Below are 23136 nucleotides of genomic sequence, written 5' to 3'. Positions count from 1 at the left end.
ATTATTTTCAACCCATACAAAACAGCGAAGAGCCATTTTGAATATAAGAGTTAAGCCTTATTTCGACATGTACGGGACTTCAATTTCCATCAGGTCTTCGGCTATAATTACATTTTCAAACACTTTCTTCGAATCGGTCAGAAGAGGTTCAACATCATCAGTATACCGGGAGCTGATATGGGTAAGGACCAAACTCCTGACTTTTGCCTCCTTTGCAAGAGCTGCAACTTCTCCTGCTGTCGAATGTTTTGACTCTTCAGCCCAATCTGCCATATCGTCCGCAAAACTTCCGTCATGTATCAGCACATCTGCATCCCGGCTGGCTTCGAGAACGGGCTTGCAGGGCCTGGTATCTCCACTATATACAACAGTTCGCCCCGGCCGTAAATTCCCCATTACATCCTCAGGTTTTACGGTCTTTCCATTGACTTCTACCTTGTTTCCTTTTTGCAATTTTGCGAAAAGAGGACCTGGAGGAATCCCCAGTTCTATCGCCTTTTCCCTGTTGAAACGCCCTGGGCGAGGTTTTTCTATAAGGGCGTATCCGAGGCTTGAGATGCTGTGTTCGGTTTTTAAAGCCCGGATCACATATTGTTCTCTTTCAACAACATCTCCGGGTTTCAACTGGATGCCCTGGACTTCGTACTTAAGGTTGAAGTAGCCAAGGGCTTTAAAAAGCTCAGTAAATTCCCTTGTTCCCTCAGGGCCATAAATCAGAAGGGGGTCTTTCCTTCCCATAAAAGACATAGTCTGGATCAGGCCAGGAATTCCCAGAAAATGGTCCGCATGGAAATGACTGACAAAAATAGAGGACAGGTTCATCATCCCTGTCTTTGCCCTCATCATCTGCTGCTGGGTTCCTTCTCCACAGTCGAACAGGATAAGCTCTCCTTCCCTATTAACCATTACTGCCGATGGGTTTCTGTTGCGGGTTGGAAGAGAACCTCCAGTACCAAGAAAAATTATACGAAGCATGTTGAACTCACTAGTACTCAAATGTTGAATTCACTAGTGCTCAAGAGGTATTTATTAATTACCACCTAATGTATCCGAGAAACCCATCGTGAATTAAAATTGTTTATATTTAATATCCATCTTCAGAAAGATGTTTATGTCTGCATATGTCTCAAACTGCCAATGTCCATATTTTTCCATAGTTGCTGGGAATGCTAAGCTGTACGTCCTTTCCTGCAGAAACCCCTTTTAAATTATCCTGACCATGAAGTTCTTCCCGGTAATTACCATTAGATGGAAACTTGAAATAAACCACCTGATCCTGGGCTCCGAAGTTCAATGCAACCAGGCTGAAAACACCTTTGTAAGTCCGGGAAAACATCATGACATTTCGGGACTGATATAAGGTATAATCATTGTAGAAATAATGCTCTCCTCTGGTAAACTGAGGGTTATTCCTGCGAAGCTTAACCAGTCTCCTGACAAGATTAACTAGGGACCGACCTTCAGACGTATAAAAATATTCCCAGCGCACAGGTCTGTACAAAAGCACTCTTCCCCATCCTTCTTGAGGAAGCCAGTAGTTTTCCCCAAACTCTTGCCCCTGCCATAACATTGGAATGCCCTTTGCTGCAAACATGCCTATCAGATAAGGCTGTACCTTATACCAGAGGGCGCGATAGCCTTCCTTCAAAAGCTCATTATCACTGGCTATTGTTCCAAAATTACAGATAAACCGGGAATGATCGTGATTTTCCAGATACTGAAGAGCGGTTTTTGTAATCTTATCTCCATTGTTCGGAATTTCTCCTGGATAGCCTGAGAGTCCGAAGAGGGAACCAAGCTTGGTCAATTTTTCACAATTTCCATATATTCCTCTGGCCGCATCCAGGGTTTCGTTTTGCCAGGTACAGTTACTATAGGTTTTATTCAGGATTTCAACAGGTTTCTGAAGCTGCTCAGCGCACTGGATTAGGTTTACAAACTCTCCTTCAAAAAATCGCTGCCAGTGATCAGAAGAGCCTTTTTTTGCCTTAACAAGCTGGTATGTATCCCTTACAAGTTTGGTGTAGCCATTTTCCTCATTCTCCAGCCAGTAACCGGGAACGTAGTCGTATCTAAAACCATCTACATGATAACGGTCAAGCCAGTGATTGTTGACTGTTAAAAAGAAATCCCTGGTAAATTTCTGATTAAAGTCTGTACTTATTCCAAAAGCGTTTTCAGCAAAAGGGCCCATGAAGGGATTTTCATTCTGAGGGTATCCAAGTTGGTTGTAAACATAGTAATACGGAAAAAGATGGCTTGTATGTGCGTAAACCGAATCTACTATGACCGCGATGCCTTTCTGGTGAGCCTTATCGATCAATTCTTGCATATCTTTTCGATTTCCGAAACGTTCGTCCACCCCGAAATACCCAATCGGTGCAAATCCCCAGTCTATCCTTTTCTCAACGTTTGAAAGAGGCATCAGTTCTATACAATTAATTCCGAGGTCTGCGAGGTAATCCAGATGGTCAATCGTCCCTTTTATATCATCCCCAAACTCGTTGATCATGAGTTCGTAAAGGACAATGTCATTTATGAAAGGGGTTTTCCATTCCAGTTCATTTTTGTCCCACGTATAGTGTTCGTACCCGAGAGTGAAAGCAGATAATTTCCCAACCCCGAATTCCCTGGCAAAGGGGTCGATAATCCAGTCAATAAGCTCTGGATTTTTTGGAGTTTTAAGGCAATATCGATAGACATATTTTCCAGGGGTTCCCCACGCAGAAAATGGCTTTAGCTTATCTTTAGCTTCAATATTTATCGTTGCAGACCAGTAGTCCCCGTAATCTGGGTCTATCGAATGTTCCATTTCAAAGTCCATTGGAGGTATATCCTGAAGGAACTGGTCCTTTTCATGAATAACTCTCACAAAGAGTTCATATTCTCCCTCTTCCGAAATACCTGGTAAAAAAAGCCCAAAATTTATTTTCCCAAAAGTTTGTTCATCTTTCCGTGCCCCAAGCTTATGGAGCGGCAGAAGTTCAGGTTCATTTGGCAAGTTTTCCACTCCTTGATTATTTTAGAAACTATGGCTTATATTTTAGAATTAAAGTGTACATTTGAGTTCATATACAAAGTTCATATACAAAGTTCATATACAAAGTTCATATACCGAGTTCATATACAAAGTTCATATACCGACTTCATATACATTAGAACATAATATATAAAAAAAATGATTAAAGTCATATAATAAAGGTCACATAATAAATATATAAATATACAATTAAGAATAAGACTCCATATAACTTGTGAAACAATATTTCGGAAAAATGCTTCTGATAATGTCCCCAAACTGCAGATTCCAGCAAATGACAACAAAATGGCTGAAAATTTTCAGGTTGTTAGTAAGGATACAGGGATTCTGGATATATTAAGTTTCAAACACAAAGATAAACAGGTACAACAATACAAACAAGTGCGATTCAAGTGCATTATTTCTGGCTTGATTTTCAGGATATTATATATTCTAAAAACTCGTTAACCTTCTCCAGATTACACATTTCTATCCAAAAAACATAAAGGAACCGTCGTCACATGTCAGAAAATTACGGAAAAGTCTATCTTGTGGGTTCTGGTCCAGGCGACCCTGAGCTCCTTACCCTGAAAGCCCGCCGGCTAATTGACAGTGCTGAAGTAATTGTTTTTGACCAGCTTCCTGGAAAAGCTATTCTTGACTCAATGCCGACAAGTGCGGAAAAAATTGATGTTGGGAAATACGCCGGCAACCATACCATGACCCAGGCTGAGATTAATGAAGTGCTTGTGCAGAAAGCAAAAGAAGGAAAGATGGTAGTCAGGCTTAAAGGAGGAGATCCCTATGTCTTCGGAAGAGGCGGAGAAGAAGCCGAAGTGCTTGTAGCCGAAGGAATTGAGTTTGAAGTTGTGCCTGGGATTACTTCTGCGATAGCAGTGCCTGCTTATGCCGGAATTCCTGTAACTCACAGGGAAAGCACCTCTATGGTTACTTTCATCACAGGGCATGAAGATCCTACAAAAGAAGAAAGCGGACTTGACTGGGAAACCCTGGCAAAATTCGGCGGAACAATTGTAATCCTTATGGGTGTGAAGATGCTCGGCCGGAATGCAGAAGAACTCATGAAGCACGGCAAAGCCCCGGATACTCCTGTTGCAGTCATTGAGAGAGGAACCAGGGCCGACCAGAGAGTAACTATAGGGACCCTTGCAAACATCGCCAGCCTAGCAGAAGAAAGGAAAGTAAAGGCTCCAGCTATTACGGTTGTAGGGGATGTTGTACGCCTGCACGATATTCTCGGGGAACAGCGGACAGGAGCTGACTTTTAACCCGGCGCGGAAATAACGGGATATAACAGGAGAGAGGAATATGGCAGAAGAAAAAAGACCTGTTCTCGCAATTATGAGGCCGGAAAGCTACAGGGAAAAATCAGAGGCGCTTGCGCAAGATTACGGTTTTGAGCCCTTATATGCCTCCATGATCCAGCTTGAAGGCATAAAAGATGAAGGGTTTGAGCCCTTTATCCAAAGAGTCCTTGAGGGATCTTCGGATTATGTAGTCTTTACCAGTGCAAACGGAATAAGTTTTACTCTAGACAAGCTTTCTGAAACTGAAAAGAAAGATTTCATTACAGCGCTTAAAAAAATCAAGGTAATTGCCATCGGGCCTAATACGGAAAAAGAACTCATAAAAATAGGAATTGACAACTCTTTTTTGCCGGGAGATTACAGTTCCAAAGGAATTGTAGAAGCTCTCTGTCCCGAGGTCGCAGGAAAGACGGTGGACCTTGCCAGGAGCTCTTTTGGGGCTAAAGTCTTAATAGAAGGGCTTGAAAAGTGCGGAGCTACGGTTTATGAGACCCACGTATACACTCTCAGTATTCCTGAAGGAGCGATCCAGAGAGAGTTGATAGAGCGCACGCTCGCAGGGGAAGTGGATGCTTTTGCTTTTACAAGTTCGATGATGGTTAAAGGCTTTATGAAGCATGCTAAAGAGCTGGGAGCAGAGGAAACCATAAAAGAATCTCTCAGCAGGGCCGTGGTAGGAGCTATAGGAACGCCTACAGGAAATACCCTGAAAAAATATGGTGTCAATGCGGACGTGATCCCTGAAGAGTTTACCTTCGAAGCCCTGATAAAGGCTATGAAAAAAGAGCTATGAAAAGTCAGCTTAAAAGTAACTGAAGAACTGCTCTAAAAGTATGACTCAAATCGTTTTGAGAACAACGTTATATGGGAATGAGTTCATAAAACCGGGCTCTTCTCATAAAACCATGCTTTTCTCATAAAACCGGTTCGAAATAACAATACTTAAAAGCCCCCGAGGTCTTTTGTCGTACCAATGTACGAATTTCTGGAATGGTTCAAATAAACCTTTAATACATGTCAAATTTGCTTCTCATAATCCAGTAGTCCCTTTTTTGCAGGTCAGGTGACGGGTATATCTCCACGTTTGTCATCATTAAGCACACCGAATGTGAATTCTTTACTTCTCATATTAAATATTATATTTAATATTATATTTAAGAGACAGTCTAAATTAAAAAACAGTCTAAAGGAATTCCTTCATAATAATGTTCTCAATCCGTGTACTTTAAGTTGCAATCGACCCCGCATCTTTCCTTTAAGTAATTCTGAAATCCGTTATGAAAGGGATGAAAAATAGTCATAGATGAATTAAAACAAATCTAAAATTATGGGTAAAGTATATAACTTTAAAAAATTATTCACTTTAAGAACAAAATATAATTAAAATGTAATATACGGGAGGAAAAGCTAACGGAACAGATGCCAGTAAGATGTGGAGAATGCGAAATGTACAGCAGATCCTATGGATTTTGCATGAGGATAATGGAATATGTTTCTCCAAAAGAAACTGATTTCAGATGCCTGAAACGTAAAACTGTCCCGGGACAGGGTGGTTTTTAACACTTCAAAATAAGTGTTTTTGAGCTCTTTATCTCAGGACTTACGCACTTGAAGAACAAAATCAATTACGTCAAAGAATGTGGATTAAATTCATGTAATTCATGTTTTAAACAGTTACCGGTCTGATGCTGTTGATTTTTTAGTTCAACTGCGTAAGTCCGACCTCTTTTTTAAACCTCGACTTTCTTTTATATACCCTCTTTCAAAATATGCTCTTTTTTCAAACCTTCCTGCGGAACACACACGCCTTTGACTACTCTGAGGAAAAAAACTCTGCTTTTCCAGAATCGTTGCTAATACCTGGAAAAAAGAGATTTTCAAAGCCATTCCTGCATCAATCGTTATCTGCGATGGCATCTCGTAACGAAAACCTTGTCAAACTGCACTGTCATTCCGTAACGAAGATCTTGTCAAACTGCGCTGTCATTCGCAAGCCGGCTGGTTGAAGCGATAGCAATCAAAATCATGGATATTATTGCGAGATGAGAAACTCCATTCGTCGGGACTTCCGGCCCTTCTATCCCGAAAGAAAACTCAAGTCTTTGCGATGATCGACCACGATACCGACGTTTTTAATTATGCCTTTTCAACAACAGTATACCGTTCATGAGATGAAACCATGACCGATCAAATTAACCGGCGAAAAGGAAAGCGGATTGAATATTTTGGCGACAGCAGGATGGTAACAACTCCTGATAACCTGACAATGCAGGCCTCCCGGATGGATTTACCACTTTGAAATAGATGGAAAGCAGGGTATGATACTTATAGGGTCGAAGAAACAGTCAGATATATCAAATATATATCAAATTCGAAGAGGTTTTATGTCATTGGCAAATAGATAATTTTACAAATCGAAAATATGTAATTGAGAATATTTTTCTCGGTTGACTTCCGGATATTCGGCTTTTCTGGTCATATCCTCAAGTCCGGACATTCGGACCTTAGTTTTATAATCGTGAATGTCATATACTCACCCTGTCTCTACAAATACAAAACAATCAGAAGGCTAAGTTAAAGTAGACAACAATCTCAAATTGTTTACTTATTTCTGTAAAACAATCTCAATTTTGACGGATCGACATGATAGGCATTTCAAAACTTTACTGTGGAACCGTGGAACCCTCAGATGCCCTCCGCTATGGAAGGGAATCAAAAAAGCTTCCCTCTCACTTGCTGCAGTTTTCAAAGGATAAAAAGCCAGTTGTAGTCTGGAACATGACCCGCCGCTGCAACCTGAAATGTGTCCATTGTTATGCCCAGGCAAAGGACATAGAATTTGAAAATGAGCTTTCAACTGAAGAAGGCAAAGCTCTTATCGATGACCTTGCGAGTTTCGGAAGCCCGGTAATACTTTTTTCCGGAGGGGAACCAACCATGAGAAAAGACCTGCCTGAACTTGCAGCCTACGCGCGTGAAAAAGGGATGAGGGCTGTAATTTCTACAAACGGGACGCTCATAGACCGGGATCTGGCAAAAAAGCTAAAGGATGTCGGTCTCTCTTACGTAGGAGTTTCTCTTGATGGGATCAGAGAAACGAATGACAAATTCAGGGGCATGAAAGGGGCGTTCGATGCAGCTCTAAGAGGGCTTCACAATTGCCAGGAAGAAGGCATAAAGGTTGGCCTGCGTTTTACCATCAACAAGCAAAATGTAAGGGATATTCCTGCAATCTTTGACCTGCTTGAAAAAGAAAAAATTCCAAGAATATGTTTCTATCATCTGGTTTATGCAGGCCGGGGCTCAAAAATGGTAAATGAAGACCTTTCCCTTGAGGAATCCAGGCAGGCTGTAGACCTGATACTCGAGAGGACAAGAAAACTTCACGAAAAAGGTTTTCCTGCCGAAGTCCTGACAGTGGATAACCATTGTGACGGCCCCTACCTGTACATGAAGCTCCTCAAAGAAAATCCTGAAAGGGCTGCCAAGGTATTTGAACTTCTTTCCATGAACCAGGGAAATTCTTCAGGGATAGGTATAGGCTGCGTATCCTGGGACGGGGCGGTACATGCCGACCAGTTCTGGAGGCACTATTCCTTTGGAAATGTGCGGGAACGCCCATTCAGTGAAATCTGGACTGACCTGAGCGATGAAATCATGGCAGGGCTTAAAAACCGAAAACCCCTTATAAAAGTTCACGGAGACCGTTGTGCCAGGTGCAAATGGCTCGATGTTTGCAATGGGAATTTCAGGGTACGTGCCGAAGCTGTATATGGAAATGTATGGGCAGATGACCCTGCATGTTATCTTACAAAAGAAGAAATTGGATACTACGAAGCCTGAAATTTCAGGCTTTATTTTATTCCGGTTTATCCAATTTCTATTATTTCTTAACTTTCCAAACAACGATTTTTTAAATTTTCTTCTGTAAGCCTTTTATCACTGGCTTTTTTCTTTCGAGTTATAACTTTACGATTATTTATTTGTGGATGGCGTTTTATCCCATATATAAACATATGATCTCCATATATATAATTCAAATCAAATACAAACGGATCATCAAAAATGCACAACAATTGCACAATAATTAAAAAAACAGATGGAGTCTCCCTGCCCCGGAAAGCTCACGCTACTGTCCAGGATCAGGGAACCTATTAAGGCTCCTTAAAAATTGAAGGTTTAAGCTGGAATCTGGATGATAAAGGATATTCTCAAAGATTTGAGACTATTCATATGGCTTTATCTGCACTCAAGAATCTAGTGAAAATTTCTGGGCTGATACTTATTCAGGCAGAAGCTTCCTTGGTCAGGATATATGCAACCATCTCAGGATTTAGTTTGCTTTCCCTTGCGACCTTTTCTTCGATTCTTTCAGCAGGTGTTCCCTCCGATTTTAGCTCCCTTATTTTGTCAATGACTGAAGAAGGAATACTGTAGTATTCGTTAATATCCTTCCTGTGACCCCAGACATCACCTTCGATAAGCTGGATCCTCTGCATCTCAAGGAACATTTCTATAGATTTCGAAACCGTGCGCCTATAAGATTTGGGCAACTGAATTACCTCAATTTTCGGACAGGTTTCAACGAGTGCAAAAATGTCTTTGTTCGAAGGTCTGAAGGCCAGATGAACAACACGCTCATTAGGATTGAGAGTGAATATTTCCTCTCTGGAACTAACTACTCTAATCTTCATGTATGTAATTCCCCCACTATAAAGTTCTTATTTTTTTACCTCAATATAAACTACTTATACTTATTATAAATATTTATCTGCCCGCGCTTTTATTTTTTACGCAGTCATTAAGTCTCCAATATCCGTTTCGGTCCTCATAAAGGCCGGTAAAAGCCTGGAAAGAATAAGACCTGCAAAAATAATCATAACTCAGAAATTTTAGTTCTAGCGAGAACTTTCTCAGCAAGGAACTAATAGAAAAAAACAAGAAACTGTCTCTGAACGTGTCCCTGGACGCGCTCCTTTAAGCACTCTTAAATGTACTCCTGAAAGACTCCAAACACAGAGATACTATACTCATAAAATTTGAGAAATATTATGGCAATACAACATTGTGCGTATAACCATATAGTACTGCAAAACCCTGAACGAAAAAGCCAGCCTGCTGTCATATAATCTTGATGTCAGATCATCTGGCAGCTTTGTACTTAAGAGGAAGAGAGATAAAATCCAGAAATTAAAAACAAAAAACAGGAAATAATTTTGGGAGAAAGATATTCTTTGAGAAATACAATTGTCACCAAAGGGAATAATAAGGACTGAGGTTACCTACTACCGGAAAAAGCAAGGTATCAGCCTACTGCGTATATATTTTCCGATTAACTATTAACACAAACTTTACAATAAACTTTTAGTTTCGGGCTTCTTTTAACTAAAAAATAATTAGTAGATTCGGCATTTGGTCAGTTGAATGTGTTATCACTTTAGAATCCTGAGCTAATAATATGGTTTTCTGATTCTGTTTTCAAATCAGATTGGGTTTCTATTCCTTACAGGCTTCTTTAGCTTCTGAGAGACATATATTGGGAATTGAGGCTAGAGATATAGCATTAGAGCCTGTCGTTGAAGTGGGGTAGTATAACGTGCTGTAGTATAACGTGCTGTATATGTCAGGCACTATTTACTCTGGAAGGACCAGCTTTCAGAGATACTGCAATCCACAAATATTGCAGTCTATACTGAGTTCTGGTTCTGTAATGCACAGGAAAATGGTTCTGTACTGCACAGGAAAATAATACAAAGGGATGGAGAGATATATGCAGGCATCTCTATCCTAAATATGCCAGGATTATTTAGAAAAGACTGCAGGCAGAGTCTCTCTTAGAGTAAATAAAAAATCTGAGATCCCACTGTCTGCAGTTTAAGAAGTCAAGTTTCAACCTGAAACAAATTGCTTTTGAAGTTTAAATTGCACTAAATTATAATTCAGGCAAACGGGTGTTTTGCTGAATCTTTTTTAGCAAGCGCTTCTTCGACAGTAGGACTGCCTTCCATAGCTCTTGCTATTGCAAGCTTTGTTGCTTCATAATTAAATTCGTAAACTTTGTCCTTATCTTTCGCATCCCATTCAATAAATACGGAAACGATAATAAAAGTGTCATCCGCCTGTTCTTCAGGAAGCACTCCATCAGCTACAGAATCCATAACTGCCTTTGCGACTGCAGCCTGAGCCGGTCCGAACATAAGAGCAGCTTGCGATACGTTTTTTATCGTTACCTTATTTACGAGCAAGGTTACAGGTTTGGGCTGGAGATTTGGTTCCAGGACTGCAAGAAGTGGGGTATGACCCTGTTTGGGCATTGCAAGCGAATTCATAAACGCTGCTTCAACTGGGCCTCCTCTAGGCCCGATAACCAGGTCTATGTGTGCAACTTCCGGACCGGAGCCTATGAGAGCTTCTCCTACCATACTTTTTAGGATATTTTTGACCAGATTTAACACCTCAGCATATTTTACAACCAAAGACTTAATACCCAAAATCGCCAGAGAGAAGAGAATCAATTTTCATATCATCAATGGGATATGATGGCGAATTAGTTATTAAGCATGATTACTCCTTAGGGAGAATGATTAACCCTGTTAATACTTATACACATACATAAATAATTTGCCAATTCTGGATTAAATAGGGAAACGAAAACAGGAGTTTGAAATCCAGGCGCAAAAGGGAATAAGTAAATTATACAGAAAAACAGAAATGTTCAAATAAAGCTTCAAAAGGCAAAACTATGCCGATACAGCTTCAATGTAATGACTGGAAACTTAAAGTCTCGGTTCAAAAAGAAATACCTGAAAGGATTTCAAGTCTTTTGTTCCAGTGGTCCAGCCCTCTTTTTGCTGCATACCAGTCGAAAAAACTGCTGTCTTTATTTTTATTTGGAGTTTCGGGCTTTGCCTGGAGTTCAGCAGAACTGAACCCGAATTTTGTTTCGAAATCCCTGCAGATTGCAGAATAACTTTTGATCTTATACCTGGCAACGTGCTTTTCATGTTCAAGAGCCGAGCGAATAGCCTCAGTCACTTCCTGAGGCGAGAAATTAGTTTCGATATTAAGCGTGAAACTCATAGTTATCCCCCACTAATATTAGCCTCTTATTCCATTAAACAGTTATTGAAGGTAAATGGTTAGACACGCTTGATACCTGAAAACCTCTGTATTTTAAGCTTTTCGAACAACCTGAAAACCTAAATATTTAGCATTTTATATACTTCAAATTTTATCTATATTGAGCTTTTTATATTTTGAGCTTTTATAACTTTTATACAAAGATCGAACTGTTATATGCTCTACCGTCGAGTCAACCACAAAATGTCGTATAAAATCAATTACAATTATTTGGAATCAGTGAATCCTTGAAAATTGACGCGACCCTACTCACTATTATCTACATTTAACTCATCTACATTTAACTCGAGATGAAGTAAAATCTAAAGAATTATTGCATTCGTTTTGACTGAAACCGGAACGGCTTCCTTTTGTAAGTATGAAAATAGATCGGTACCCCATTTGAGAGCTTGAGGCTCGGAGCTGAACAGGCTTTCATGCTCAAAAAACTTTACTTGAGGAAGAATGGTGAGCAGGAAGAACCTATCTGTAACTGTAACTCCTGCGAGTTTAGAGTTTTTCGGAAAAAGAGACAAACTGACATGTTCAAACTGAGCCAGAGTTTGGAAACTTTCGCTGTAATCAGCTTTAAACCTCTTTAACACAGGCTCGGTCAGAATTAAAGAAGTTTGAGTTTCTTTCTTTGCGATTTCCAGGTAGAGAGAAACAAGTGAGGGATGAAAATAGGAACTGAAGCTGATAACCTGCCTTGAAAGAAGGAGATTTTCCACAAACTTGGGGTCCAGTTCAAACATATGGCTCAGATCCGGACGGATAATTTTGCAGCTTTTTAACTCCAGGATTCTACTTCGTAAAAAAAAGGGGATTCCATCGAAACTCCGTCGTGACCAGTAATCAAAATTATCTTCGAACACTTCCAGAGTACCCAGAAGAGGCAACATCTTATCTACAATTGCTTTTCCCATAATGGAAAGCTCATAAGTGTGACCCTTCTGTATAATTAGTTCTCTGTCCTTAAGTCTTTTAAGCTGGGGGAGGATAGAGACAGAATCTACCGACAGGTGTTCCTGAATTTCATCTATGGATCTGGGCCCATCTTTGAGGTAAATCAGGAGGGTTCTGCGTCTCTCCGACCGAAAGACCAGTTCCATTAACCCGATTTTTGAGCCCATCCAGATCACCATTAAAAAAGCTTAACATGAAAATATAGTACGACAGTTATAAATACATTTCCATTTATTTTATACACTTAAAAATGAGTGCCAGATACAAAAATGCCTTATATCAAAATTAAGGGGTTAGATCAACCTCAGACTGATGTGAAAACATTTTAAATTTAAAAACCAAGTAATAATTGGGAAAGAACTCAAACAGTTTCTCAAAAGAATAGTTTCTCAAAGAATAGTTCTCAAAGAGTTGTAGATTAACTTTTTAAAAGTTATCAATTCATTTTTTAAAAATTGTATATCCTTCTCAAATTGTATGGGTAAAAGTAAATTTCATGTCTTTGCTGAAAATTTAATAATTTAATCAAATCTGAAAAACAATGTCAAGCAATGCAGTCCACTTCCCAACTATATGATAAAGTTGTTGTGCATTTCTCAGGTTGGAATATTCTCCATTGAATTTGAAAAGGATACAAAATTGAAATTGTCGATTAATTTTCTAGAAGCTTTTGAATATTCTTGCTTTTGAGAAGTTTGTTGATAAGCTTTTAGAGCAGTTACATTCTGATGCCTTTAAGGAGAGCCAGCTTTTTCTTCCAGTGATCAAGCCCTCGCTTTGCAGCATACCACTCAAGATATTTATCCTCAGCGATAAGTTCTCCGGCTTCGAATTTTTGTATGAATTCGGTAGAGATCAGGTCGTAACGATCTTCGAATTCATCGCAGATCATAGCGTAGCGATCTATTTTGTATTTTGCAAGATGTTTCTCATGTTCCAGAGCCGAGCGAATAATCTCGCTTGCTTCCTGAAGCGAGTAATCGGTATCAATCTGCAAAGTCAACTCCATGTTTATCCCATTGAAAGTTATTGCTGGTACTAAAAAATAATCCTATATTTCTTTTTCTATTTTATCAGTCAAGCTTATTAGTCAAGTTTATTAGTCAAGCCATTTCTTCTGGCCTGAAAAATTCAATTAATTCCTTTTTTCGTGCCTGAGGCTTATTTGTACCCTACGTTTTCACAATTAATAACCTTTTACCTCTTTTGAGCAGAAAATATAACTAAAAACTTTATATTATCTACATTTAAAAATCATGATCAATTTAAAGTGAAGGGTCTGAAATGGAAAACAATAAAGCATTAAATAATTTCAATAGGTGAAAGGTAAAAGACAAAGGACAAAAAATAGGAAAAAGAAAAAGAAAAAGGAAAAAGGAAAAAGGAAAAATTCAGAACAGATAGTTACTATAGAATGTGGTTTTCAGATCAAAGCCACACAGTCATCAGTTCTCGGCTAGGCTGGGAATTTTCCCGGAATTCTCCAGATTCCTGTAAACGAATGCTGAAGAGTAAGCAAGCAGCATGAATGTAAAACCACCGAGGAAATCCGTCTCGATAAATTTTAAAATCATGCCTACGAAGAACGTAAGCTGTATAGCACACAGAACCACTCCGGTTACTGTGAACATTTTTTGACGACTGCTACTATCACTACTGTCTGGATCATCTGATTCTTCTGACATTTTATTTCAAGCCTCGCAAATAAAGGTACTAAGTGTGCTCTTTATTTAGCTCGTTTTTGTTTTGTCTTAACTTGTTTTTGTGTTTTAGTCAATCAGACCTTATTGTCGGCAGTTTTCAACTAGCTCAAAAATCAAAGAGGGTTCTCCGCAAAAGCATATAGATTAGCTCTTATAGAGTTCTTAAAATGAGACGAAAAAGCTGAAAACTTCAATGGATGCATCTGAAGGTTCAGTTCTACATTGATCCTCTGGTGCAACATTATCTGAAAAAACACGCTCCAAATTAGAGACTTTTATACAATATTCCCATTTATTGGGGATAGTATATATAACTTGCGAAGGAGATCGGATATTTCTGAGCTTGATACTGATTTATAGGTGACAGTTTTTAGGTTATATGTTAATCGTTGAGATAATTTTTAGCTTTTTACTCCAGATATCAAGTCCCCTTTTTGCTGCATACCAGTCGAAGAAGTCATCGTCGTCTCCGAGTTCTCCGGAATCGAATTTTTCCATAAAAGTATCTGAGTCCATTTCATATTTTTTTTCAAGATTCTCACAAATATCCGAATACTTTTTTATCTTGTATTTAGCCACACGCTCATTCTGTTCCAGAGCTGCACGGATGACCTCACTTACCTCCTGAGGTGTGAAATCACCTTTTATACCCACAGTGAGAGTCATTTTCCTGTCACCAGATAGAAATTGTGCTTCATTTTATAATAAGATAGTTCACAGGAGCTTTGCTGCATATCAGAAAGTCATTATCGCCTCCAGCTTCTTCGAAATCTGATTTTTACATAAACAGGTATGAGACCAGAATTTAGCGACGAAATAGATTAGTGTCAATAGCATCAATAAAGAAGTAAAACGAACTTTCACTTTGAAATAAAAGAAGAGAATTTTCGGGAGGAGGGTTATGAAGAAAGTTTTAAAAGCCATAGCAATGCTCTTCGTCGTCGCTGCTATCGTCTTTGCAGCCGGCTGTGCGGGAAAGACAGGAAACATGGGAGATGAAGCTCAGGAGAATGAAACTCAGGGAAATAACGACCAGCTCCAGCCTGTGAATCCTGAAATACCCGCAAACGTGACTAACAACACAACTGAAGCTAACGAAATAGTAGAGAAAGGTCAGGTAGTAACCGAAGCTGACAGCGGAAAAACCATAAGCCTCAAAAAAGGAGAGAATTTTACTGTTATTCTTAGAGAAGACCCATCAGCAGGCTATTTATGGAAACTTAACCTGAGCAGTGGGCTCAGTATTCTAGACGACGAATATATCGAAGGTCTAAACCCTGAAAACCTTACAGGTGTCCCCGGAATTCATCTATGGGTAATTGAAGCTACAGCTCCGGGCAGCCAGGAGGTAAATGGCATATATAGGAGGTCCTGGGAGAATATAACCGGCACGGAGGAGAAATTTACATTAAATGTTGAGGTTGAGTGAGAAGAGTTTTTACTTTTCAGGTTACATTTTCTTTTTTCATTCTTTAGGTGATAAGAAAATCACAGTAAGCTGGAAACTGTAATAAAAATGAGCTTGTGAACTGTAATAAAATTTGACGTTTCAAGATAAATAATGAAAGAAGGATATCAAAAATTGATAACGAATAGTTAAATAGCACTAATTGTTTGGGAAATTAACTGGTTTTAATTTGAAAACATAAGTATTAAATCCGTTTTTAGGAGTATACTTCCAATCGATCACTTTGAGCAATCCAAGATACTTCCATACTCCTTTTTCATGATTTTGTCTAAATCCATATATTTCTCTTCCATCTGTTTGCGAATCAGTTAGAGCTTTATTTGCAGCTGTTAATTTTTGATTCTTGTTTACTCCTTCCCCATTATAGGAAAAGCTATTCTCACTAAATTCATCTGTGTAAGGACCAAATTGTTTTGAGAACAAAATAATATATGGCCTACCATCTGTGAATTTTCTCAAGTTTATTCCTTTTATTCCATAACCAAAACGAGTATCAAATATAGATTCAATTTCTTCTTTTGTATACTCTTTGTTTAAAATCAAGCTAAAACTCATACTGCATCATATGTATTTAGAATTTTTATACACTTTGATTGTTGAAAAGTTATTAAAACTACACCTTTAAATCACATCCCTTCCTTTTCTATCCCACAATATTACTCTTATAACTTTTATTCGGTGACTCTTTTATGAAGAATAGGCTTTACAAATATTATCCTGAAGATTTCGGGGAACTTACTGTTGACGTTTTGCATATGAATTTGGCGTTTGATGTTTATGATGACAAGACGAATGTGAAATCCTTACTCAGGGTAAGGACAAAGGATGCCCCTATTGAGAAGCTGGAATTAAACTGCAGGGACCTTGAGATCAGGGCTGTAAGCTGCATACAGTACGAGGTTTCTTACAGATACCGGAAGGATGACGCGATTCTTGAGATTAACTTCATGGAAGAGATTCCACCGCATACCGAGGTTGCGGTTGTTACGGATACGGTTTGCAGGCCGACTAAAAATATCCTTGAAGGGCTTTACTATGACGAAACGCCGGCAGGAGCTCCACCTCAGCAGATCACACAGTGCCAGCAGTGGGGGTTCCAGAGAATTGTGCCGTGCATTGACGACATGGCCGCAAAATGCACTTACAAAACTGCCATAATTGCGGATTCGCGGTACACGAACATCATTACGAACGGGGATGTCGTGGTTGAGAGGCATACCATAAAGCCCGGGCGGGACAAAATCGTATATGATAACTCGGTAACTCCAATGGCGACTTATCTCTTTTTCCTGGGGGTTGGGACTTATGCGACCTTTAAAAGGGAGTTTGAGTACCCTGACGGAGGCACTTTCATGCTTGAACTGCTTGTGCCCCCTGCTTCAGATGCGGCTGCAGCCGAAAAGGCACTGGATATCCTGCATGATGCGGTTATGTGGGTTTACCTTTTCACAGGGCCTGAGCAGTTCGATGAGGAGAAGCTGCCTGTCAGGATGGAGCTCTGGGACCTTGTCCGCATGCGGGAGAAAATAAAACGTGAGGCAAAACCCGAATCCACGCTGGAAGAAGACCTTACTAAAATCAGGGAAAGGCTTGCCGAGCTTAACAGGACCATCAGTCCAGGATACAGGTATACAGGCACCGTCTACCGGGAAATCGGCATGCAGAACTCGGACTTCGGAGGCATGGAAAATGTTGGGAACACCACGATTACCACAAACCGCATAATGCCTTTCCCGCAGATAACGGACCCGGCTTTTGAATATATGACCCGGGTAAAGGCGCACGAATATCACCATAACCAGAACGGGTCCGAGGTCACCGGAAGAAGCCCATTTGAGATCTGGCTGAACGAAGCAGTGACCGTGCATGTGGAAGAACAGCATCATGCCTTTCTCTTTGGCGAGGACTACAACAGGCTCGGCAGAGTGCTTGAGCTGCTTGCGCCGGCGTCGGGGACCTTTGCCCTGGATGCGGGTGCAGCTTCCATGCCGATCATTCCTGACGGCTTCAATGATCCAAATGACCTGATTACCTCAGTTACCTATGTGAAAGCCCCGGAATACGTGCGCATGGTCGAGGCCCTTATAGGGAAGGATACTTTTGTCAGGGGCCTGGACAGGTACTTCAAAAAGTTCAAACATTCCAACGCAGCCACCCAGGACTGGATTGAAGCCATGGAAGAAGAAAGCGGGCAGCCATTAAAAGAGATGGCTGAAACCTGGCTGAGACAGACTAAATTCCCTGTAGTCGAGGTTTCAGCCGAATATGACGGAGCTTCCAGAAAATTCACATTTTTCCTCAAACAAAAAGTCCCGGATGGTGGAAAACCCTGGGAATTCCCTTTCAGGGCAGCTCTTGTTGACGAAAATGGAAATGAACTTGCCGAGATCCTGGAAAGGATAAGCGGGGAAACCGCTGAGATTGTGATTGAAAATGTGGATATGCCAGCCTTCCTATCACTTAATAGGGGCTATTCATTCTATGGGAAACTTGTATACAAAGCAAGCCACGAAGAGCTCATGATGCAGGTAAGGAAAGACAGAGATACCATAGGCAGGTTTACGGCTTTCTATACTCTTGTTGACAGGGAAAAACTAAAGCTCCTCAAAAATCCTGAATCAAAGCCCTCTGAAGACTTTATCGAGCTTTACTACAGGCTTCTGAATGACCGGCAGCTTCTTGAAAAGGCGGGAGGTCAGTTCCTGACTATTTTTGAGTCTGTTGAGGATGAAGAGTTTGCCCACAGGTACCAGGAGCTTTATGAAGTTAGACAGAAACTCCTGAAAGCTGTTGCCCGGAAATATGTAAACTCTGTAATTTCCGCCTACCGCTTCTTTGAAGAATCATCGGTCCCCAGAGATTCAACTCTTGAGGAGACGGCAAGGGTAATCAAAAACCGGCAAGCTAAAAATGTATGTCTTGGCATCCTTGCAACCCTTGATACTTCTGAGATTCATGCAATGATAAAACAACAGTTTGAGACTGCAACCTGTGCAACTGACCGGTTGAGCGCTTTTGCTGCATACCTGAATAGTTCGGCGCCCGACAAAGTTGAAGTCCTGAGAGCCTTTGAAGCGGAGTCAAAGAAAAACCTCGTTGCCTGGGAAGCTTTCCTTTCTGTAATAGGAAGTAACAGCAGCGTTGATGCAGTGGAACTTGTCAGGGAAATGGAAAGGTCAGAAGCTTTCAGGATCGAGCAGACAAATGACCAGCGCGCCCTTTATGGAAGCTTTGCCCGCAACCGGAAAAAATCCCTCCAGACCGAGGAAGGCAGGGCCCTCTTTGCAGAAATCCTGAGAAAGCTCGCCCCTGTGAACGAGTACAGCACGGTTAATATGCTCAATGCCTTTGCAAACATAGACCAGATGGAATCAAAGTATCATGTTCCGCTGGTAAAGATCCTGGCAGACCTTCTCGGAGAACTTAACGCCCAGAAATACCCGAGTGTTTATAACAGGATCAGAAAACTCCTGCTTGGAGCTCCGAATGCTGTTACAGCATACAGTATGGCGCACGGAGAAATTCCGGGACTGAAGCCGGAAAATAAATAAAATTTTTTGGAGAATCAGCTTATTTAGGGAGTAATAAAGGCTAATCCCTACGATTCAAATCGTAGGATACAGCCATCAACTCTCTCCTTGCATATTTGCTGATAACGTTTTTAAATTTCTCAAGCTATACTCTATTGTCAAGTTTTGTTCTGGAAGCTGCAAATACTACATTCTGTATTCAGTTTAGCCCTCATATCTTCCATTAAATACTATCAGGATCTCTTGTTATTGTCCTATCTGGCATGAAAGTGTTTTCAAGTACTTTCATTTCTTTGTGTATGTTATTCAAAGAATATCATGTTCGTTTTTTACTATCAGTACATGCATTTTTCCCTCTGATATTAGTTGTCAGACAATGGTGGAGTATTCTATCAAGTACCGCAGTCACTATTACATGTTCCTTTAATATCTCTCCCCATTCTCCATATGACTTATCCGACGTAAAGATAGTCGAACTCTTTTCATAACGTCTGGAAATCAACTAAAACAAAAAGTGTGCTCCTTCTTCATCAAATGGGAGATAACCCATAAAGACTCAGGGGTTCTAAGCTTCGTCATCTAAATATTAAATCTGTATTATGCGAAAACTATAAATACCAATCATACTATCTATAGGGTAGTAACTTGGGTACAACACCACCCTTACAGAGCAATTTAACCAGAACTGTAAGTGTTACCCATCAGTTACTCAATAGATATCTGCGAACAGACCGAAGGCGAACCTGTACCGCTTTCAAAAAATGGACTTGTCCCAACCTCCTAAAAAACGTGGGAGTCTTGAACTCTCATTATCGTGCCTGTAAAAAAACGGGTGAGATCAAAACGGACCTCCGCCGTTATTTCTTTCCCGTAACATCCAGGCTGTTCTCTGGAGAGTTGGATAATAACTGTTCTGGACTAAATTTACAGATCAAAACACTATAAAAACAAGTAAAATTAGGAAAAATGAACGAAAAGCAATCCTGAAATCTGGGGCGTCTGGACTCTGGAAAGCTTGTAATCAAAGAAACCTGGAATTGACTAAAGAGGAATCTGATATGAAATTTCCAATGAAAAGAACAGACCGTGACATGTATAGCTGGGATCCATTTGATGACATCAGAAGAATGCAGAACTATATGGAACATATGTTCAGGACTTTTCCTGCACTGGAAAGCCGGTTCGGAAACGAAGCTTTCTCTCCGCTAACTGATGTTATGGAAGAAGATGAGAAAGTAGTTGTGACAACCGACCTGCCCGGGGTTGACAGAGAAGATGTTGAACTCAATCTAAAGGATAACGTTCTGGTAATCAGTGCAGGGAAAGGAAACGAAGAAGAAGCTGAAAAAGAAGGTTACCTCAAAAAAGAACGGTCTTTCATGCGCTATTACCGTGAGATTCCTCTCCCCAACGGCGTAACTGAAGAAGGAGCAACTGCACAGCTCAAAAACGGAGTCTTAACTATCACTCTACCGAAAACAAAACCCGTAGCTGGAAAGAGAATCGAGATTGAATAAACCGGCACTCAGGATAAGAATACTCAATACCACATACCACGATACCACAATCCGAATAAACTGGATTTCAACTTGATTCCAGCCTGAAAAACTCTCACTCCATAAATCACCTGCGGACAGGCTCAGGAATTGGACTCTGAAAGCCTGCAGGCTGCCCGCAGTACTCTAAAAGCTGCGTAAGAATTCTAAAATGTTTAAGAAAGCCAGGGAACCGCAAGAGTTCTCATTCACCTGAAATATTTTCCTCAATGACCTCGCCACATGGTTCTTTTTCCTTGAAAATCTGCCCTTCGAAACAGGAGACTTCGGCTCCTTTGAGCCAGGCGTCAGGCAAAAGGCCGGCTTTCAGGCAGGTATGGCTCAGAAATTCAATAGAATCCATATTATACTCAGGGGCGACCTGAGGAAGCAAAAGACCCTGGCAATATCCCTGCTTTACAATAAGCCCATGCCTTCCGATTTCTATGTGCTCGGGAAGCTCTTCTGCAGGGGCATTAATCTTTTCGGGCTGGGTAAGAATTGTTACCTCAACAACTATTTTATCAAGCTCATCTTCTCTCACTGAAGGAAAACGCGGGTCCCGTGTTGCCGCAGAAATTGCAGAATCCATAATCGCGTCCTCAAGTCTCGAATCCGGAAACGGATGTCCTATACAGCCCCTAAGAAGTCCGCTTTCAGTAAGTGTGACAAAAACTCCTCTTTTTTCTCCGAAAACCGGAGAAAGCTCAAAACCCAGTTCCTGAGGTTCCGGAAACTTTTCTTCAGATAGGAATAACTCGATAGTTTTCCTTGCAAGTTTGACTGCAGCCCTGCCTTCAACGTCTGTAAGCACATTTGAACCAACACCTCAATTTATTTTGAATTTTTGCCTTTAACTATTAACCAGCATTATATGTGATTACTACCGGCATTACCAGTACTGGCTGCAAATGCCAGATATGCATCTACCTAAGGTTAGTATGATAATATTTACGTGGAAGCTAGTATAACAGTATGTTTATCGGTGCTGGTAAAAGTATATTTCCGGGATTTTACTTTTAAGAAGCCGGAAAATGAAAAAGGGCGTTTTAAAAAGAAAAGCCAGGGAGTTTTATAGAAGAGAACTCACAGAAGGAAACTCCCTAATAGAATACTTATTTTCACAGATGTTATAACTTGCAGGAAACAGAACAACTAGATCTTCTTAGCTTCCTCATATCTCTTAGCTGCAGCCTTCAGAGCCTCTACACCAGGAAGCTTTACTCCGGAGAGATAATCAATTAGTGCCCCACCACCTGTACTGATGTGAGAGAAACGGTGTGCAAGCCCAAGATGCTCGACTTCTGCCGAAATATGCCCACCGCCAATAATTGAAAACTCGGATTTAATAGCAGCTTTTATAATCTCGTGCGTTCCAAGGGCAAACTCGGCAACTTCGGAAATCCCTGCAGGACCGTTTAAGATAACAGTTTTTGCACTTTCGATTTCACTGGTAAAGTTCACGATGGTTTCAAGCCCAATGTCGTTTATGGGGAGTGAATCAGATTTAAGTTCAGAGACAGGTACTTCAACCCGCTTCTTATTGTCGTTTAAAGCCACGTCCCTGGGAAGGCCAACTTTATCTTTGAATTTTGCAAGTATACCTTTTGCTTTTTCAATCTGGTCTTCATAGCCCTGGGATTTGATGAAGTCCAGATTTACTTTCCCTATATCTATGCCAGATGCCGCAAGTGCCACATTTGCGACTACTCCGGTCAGGAGTACACGGTCAGCCCCTCCATTTGCAAGCACATTTTCCGCCACATGGAGCGAATCATCAACTTTTGCTCCTCCTAGCACGAAAATTGTTGGCCGTTCCCCTCCTTTGACCCCTCGGTCCAGAGATGTGAGTTCCTTTTCCATGACCCTCCCGGCTCCGGTAGGGAGAACCTCAGTAAATCCGACTACGGAAAGTTGAGACCTGTGAGATACGGCAAAGGCATCATTAAGGAAGATATCCACAAAAGGTGCCAGTTTTTTAACCGGATAGGTTTTTGCCTGTTCTGCTGGAGTTCTTTCAAGGCTTTCTTCGGAATAGAACCTTACATTTTCGAGCAGGATGACATCTCCATTTTCCATAGAAGCAATTCTGGTCTTTGCGTAAGTTCCGAAGATATCATCTACATAGAGAACCTGCTTTCCCAGATATTTGGACATCAGGTTGGCATGAGGCTTCATTGTAGTAAAGTCTTTTTTCCCGGGCCTGCTCTGGTGTGCAAGCAAAACAACTTTTGCGTCCTCAAGATCCTTCAAGGTGGCAATATGGCTTCGGATCCGCATATCATCCAGAATATTACCCTGTGGATCCATAGGGGAGTTCAGGTCAACCCTTACAAGAATTGTCTTTCCGTGTGTGTCAAAATCATCGATTGTGAGAAAGTCTCTAGAAGTCATACCTCAGCGCACCTTTGTGAATGAGATTTTTTATATATATAGTGAAGAATAAAATTTAACAGCAAATTTCAGAG

20 protein-coding genes are annotated in these 23136 nt (G+C 40.6%); 7 read left to right on the top strand and 13 right to left on the bottom strand.

The features are described 5' to 3' along the window. Nucleotides 1-57: 57 nt before the first annotated feature. Nucleotides 58-975, bottom strand: a complete 918-nt coding sequence (locus tag MSVAZ_RS14075) for a ribonuclease Z (RefSeq protein ID WP_048121964.1) — start codon at nt 973-975, stop codon at nt 58-60. Between the two features lie 151 nt (nt 976-1126). Next, nucleotides 1127-3010, bottom strand: coding sequence for an alpha-amylase family glycosyl hydrolase (locus MSVAZ_RS14070; protein ID WP_232316108.1), 1884 nt, complete (start codon nt 3008-3010; stop codon nt 1127-1129). Between the two features lie 530 nt (nt 3011-3540). Between MSVAZ_RS14070 and cobA the strand changes: the two genes are divergently transcribed. From cobA to ahbC, 4 genes are all read left to right on the top strand, one after another. After that, nucleotides 3541-4308 (top strand): uroporphyrinogen-III C-methyltransferase, encoded by a 768-nt coding sequence (gene cobA / locus MSVAZ_RS14065; protein WP_048121960.1) that lies wholly within the window; start codon nt 3541-3543, stop codon nt 4306-4308. A gap of 40 nt (nt 4309-4348) precedes the next feature. Next, the gene (locus MSVAZ_RS14060) at nt 4349-5140 is read left to right on the top strand and encodes a uroporphyrinogen-III synthase (protein WP_048121958.1); all 792 of its coding nucleotides are present in this window, start codon (nt 4349-4351) and stop codon (nt 5138-5140) included. A gap of 626 nt (nt 5141-5766) precedes the next feature. Next, a complete protein-coding gene (locus MSVAZ_RS20510; RefSeq protein WP_156151104.1) occupies nt 5767-5907 on the top strand; it encodes a hypothetical protein in 141 nt (46 codons plus the stop codon). A gap of 1083 nt (nt 5908-6990) precedes the next feature. After that, nucleotides 6991-8190 (top strand): 12,18-didecarboxysiroheme deacetylase, encoded by a 1200-nt coding sequence (gene ahbC / locus MSVAZ_RS14050; RefSeq protein WP_048121954.1) that lies wholly within the window; start codon nt 6991-6993, stop codon nt 8188-8190. Nucleotides 8191-8633: 443 nt separating this feature from the next. On the opposite strand, the gene MSVAZ_RS14045 is transcribed toward ahbC, so the two are convergent. From MSVAZ_RS14045 to MSVAZ_RS14015, 7 genes are all read right to left on the bottom strand, one after another. Continuing rightward, a complete protein-coding gene (locus MSVAZ_RS14045) occupies nt 8634-9041 on the bottom strand; it encodes a DUF1699 family protein (protein WP_048121952.1) in 408 nt (135 codons plus the stop codon). Between the two features lie 1245 nt (nt 9042-10286). Further along, complete coding sequence (gene fae, locus MSVAZ_RS14040; protein WP_048124102.1) at nt 10287-10769, bottom strand: formaldehyde-activating enzyme; 483 nt, start codon at nt 10767-10769, stop codon at nt 10287-10289. A gap of 367 nt (nt 10770-11136) precedes the next feature. Then, nucleotides 11137-11427, bottom strand: a complete 291-nt coding sequence (locus MSVAZ_RS14035; protein WP_048121950.1) for a hypothetical protein — start codon at nt 11425-11427, stop codon at nt 11137-11139. Between the two features lie 362 nt (nt 11428-11789). Then, entirely contained in the window at nt 11790-12599 is an 810-nt protein-coding gene (locus MSVAZ_RS14030) for a helix-turn-helix transcriptional regulator (RefSeq protein ID WP_048121948.1), read from the bottom strand. Between the two features lie 551 nt (nt 12600-13150). After that, nucleotides 13151-13441: a hypothetical protein gene (locus tag MSVAZ_RS14025; RefSeq protein WP_048121945.1), complete on the bottom strand. Its 291-nt coding sequence runs from the start codon at nt 13439-13441 to the stop codon at nt 13151-13153. 436 nt (nt 13442-13877) lie between these two features. After that, nucleotides 13878-14117: a hypothetical protein gene (locus MSVAZ_RS14020; RefSeq protein ID WP_048121943.1), complete on the bottom strand. Its 240-nt coding sequence runs from the start codon at nt 14115-14117 to the stop codon at nt 13878-13880. Nucleotides 14118-14510: 393 nt separating this feature from the next. Further along, on the bottom strand, nt 14511-14801 hold the full coding sequence (locus MSVAZ_RS14015; protein WP_048121941.1) for a hypothetical protein: 291 nt from the start codon (nt 14799-14801) through the stop codon (nt 14511-14513). Between the two features lie 235 nt (nt 14802-15036). On the opposite strand from MSVAZ_RS14015, the gene MSVAZ_RS14010 reads away from it, so the two are divergent. After that, on the top strand, nt 15037-15564 hold the full coding sequence (locus MSVAZ_RS14010; RefSeq protein WP_048121939.1) for a protease inhibitor I42 family protein: 528 nt from the start codon (nt 15037-15039) through the stop codon (nt 15562-15564). A 177-nt stretch (nt 15565-15741) separates the two neighbouring features. Here MSVAZ_RS14010 and MSVAZ_RS14005 read toward each other — a convergent pair whose 3' ends face one another. Next, on the bottom strand, nt 15742-16146 hold the full coding sequence (locus MSVAZ_RS14005) for a hypothetical protein (protein WP_232316107.1): 405 nt from the start codon (nt 16144-16146) through the stop codon (nt 15742-15744). A gap of 146 nt (nt 16147-16292) precedes the next feature. Here MSVAZ_RS14005 and MSVAZ_RS14000 point away from each other — a divergent pair, with 146 nt between their 5' ends. Further along, the gene (locus MSVAZ_RS14000; RefSeq protein WP_048121937.1) at nt 16293-19154 is read left to right on the top strand and encodes a M1 family metallopeptidase; all 2862 of its coding nucleotides are present in this window, start codon (nt 16293-16295) and stop codon (nt 19152-19154) included. Between the two features lie 295 nt (nt 19155-19449). Here MSVAZ_RS14000 and MSVAZ_RS19690 read toward each other — a convergent pair whose 3' ends face one another. Beyond that, complete coding sequence (locus MSVAZ_RS19690; protein WP_269746778.1) at nt 19450-19635, bottom strand: ATP-binding protein; 186 nt, start codon at nt 19633-19635, stop codon at nt 19450-19452. A 556-nt stretch (nt 19636-20191) separates the two neighbouring features. On the opposite strand from MSVAZ_RS19690, the gene MSVAZ_RS13995 reads away from it, so the two are divergent. Beyond that, entirely contained in the window at nt 20192-20650 is a 459-nt protein-coding gene (locus MSVAZ_RS13995) for an Hsp20/alpha crystallin family protein (RefSeq protein ID WP_048121935.1), read from the top strand. A 223-nt stretch (nt 20651-20873) separates the two neighbouring features. On the opposite strand, the gene MSVAZ_RS13990 is transcribed toward MSVAZ_RS13995, so the two are convergent. Next, nucleotides 20874-21482, bottom strand: a complete 609-nt coding sequence (locus tag MSVAZ_RS13990) for a TIGR00296 family protein (RefSeq protein ID WP_048121933.1) — start codon at nt 21480-21482, stop codon at nt 20874-20876. A 341-nt stretch (nt 21483-21823) separates the two neighbouring features. Continuing rightward, nucleotides 21824-23062 carry a phosphoglycerate kinase gene (locus tag MSVAZ_RS13985; protein WP_048121931.1) on the bottom strand — a complete coding sequence of 413 codons (1239 nt, stop codon included), beginning with the start codon at nt 23060-23062 and terminating at the stop codon, nt 21824-21826. Nucleotides 23063-23136 lie beyond the last annotated feature (74 nt).

The organism is Methanosarcina vacuolata Z-761, assembly GCF_000969905.1.
GTDB classification, from domain to species: domain Archaea; phylum Halobacteriota; class Methanosarcinia; order Methanosarcinales; family Methanosarcinaceae; genus Methanosarcina; species Methanosarcina vacuolata.
Note: the sequence above shows the minus strand (reverse complement) of the source record. Positions and strands in the feature narration are given on the sequence as shown.

Coding starts and splice junctions, on each gene's coding strand:
- MSVAZ_RS13985 (WP_048121931.1), bottom strand. CDS start 23,062: ATGACTTCTAGAGACTTTCTCACAATCGATGATTTTGACACACACGGA.
- fae (WP_048124102.1), bottom strand. CDS start 10,769: ATGGTAGGAGAAGCTCTCATAGGCTCCGGTCCGGAAGTTGCACACATA.
- MSVAZ_RS14010 (WP_048121939.1), top strand. CDS start 15,037: ATGAAGAAAGTTTTAAAAGCCATAGCAATGCTCTTCGTCGTCGCTGCT.
- MSVAZ_RS14015 (WP_048121941.1), bottom strand. CDS start 14,801: ATGACTCTCACTGTGGGTATAAAAGGTGATTTCACACCTCAGGAGGTA.
- MSVAZ_RS14030 (WP_048121948.1), bottom strand. CDS start 12,599: ATGGGCTCAAAAATCGGGTTAATGGAACTGGTCTTTCGGTCGGAGAGA.
- MSVAZ_RS14035 (WP_048121950.1), bottom strand. CDS start 11,427: ATGAGTTTCACGCTTAATATCGAAACTAATTTCTCGCCTCAGGAAGTG.
- MSVAZ_RS14045 (WP_048121952.1), bottom strand. CDS start 9,041: ATGAAGATTAGAGTAGTTAGTTCCAGAGAGGAAATATTCACTCTCAAT.
- MSVAZ_RS13995 (WP_048121935.1), top strand. CDS start 20,192: ATGAAATTTCCAATGAAAAGAACAGACCGTGACATGTATAGCTGGGAT.
- MSVAZ_RS20510 (WP_156151104.1), top strand. CDS start 5,767: ATGCCAGTAAGATGTGGAGAATGCGAAATGTACAGCAGATCCTATGGA.
- cobA (WP_048121960.1), top strand. CDS start 3,541: ATGTCAGAAAATTACGGAAAAGTCTATCTTGTGGGTTCTGGTCCAGGC.
- MSVAZ_RS14060 (WP_048121958.1), top strand. CDS start 4,349: ATGGCAGAAGAAAAAAGACCTGTTCTCGCAATTATGAGGCCGGAAAGC.
- ahbC (WP_048121954.1), top strand. CDS start 6,991: ATGATAGGCATTTCAAAACTTTACTGTGGAACCGTGGAACCCTCAGAT.
- MSVAZ_RS14025 (WP_048121945.1), bottom strand. CDS start 13,441: ATGGAGTTGACTTTGCAGATTGATACCGATTACTCGCTTCAGGAAGCA.
- MSVAZ_RS14075 (WP_048121964.1), bottom strand. CDS start 975: ATGCTTCGTATAATTTTTCTTGGTACTGGAGGTTCTCTTCCAACCCGC.
- MSVAZ_RS14020 (WP_048121943.1), bottom strand. CDS start 14,117: ATGTCAGAAGAATCAGATGATCCAGACAGTAGTGATAGTAGCAGTCGT.
- MSVAZ_RS14000 (WP_048121937.1), top strand. CDS start 16,293: ATGAAGAATAGGCTTTACAAATATTATCCTGAAGATTTCGGGGAACTT.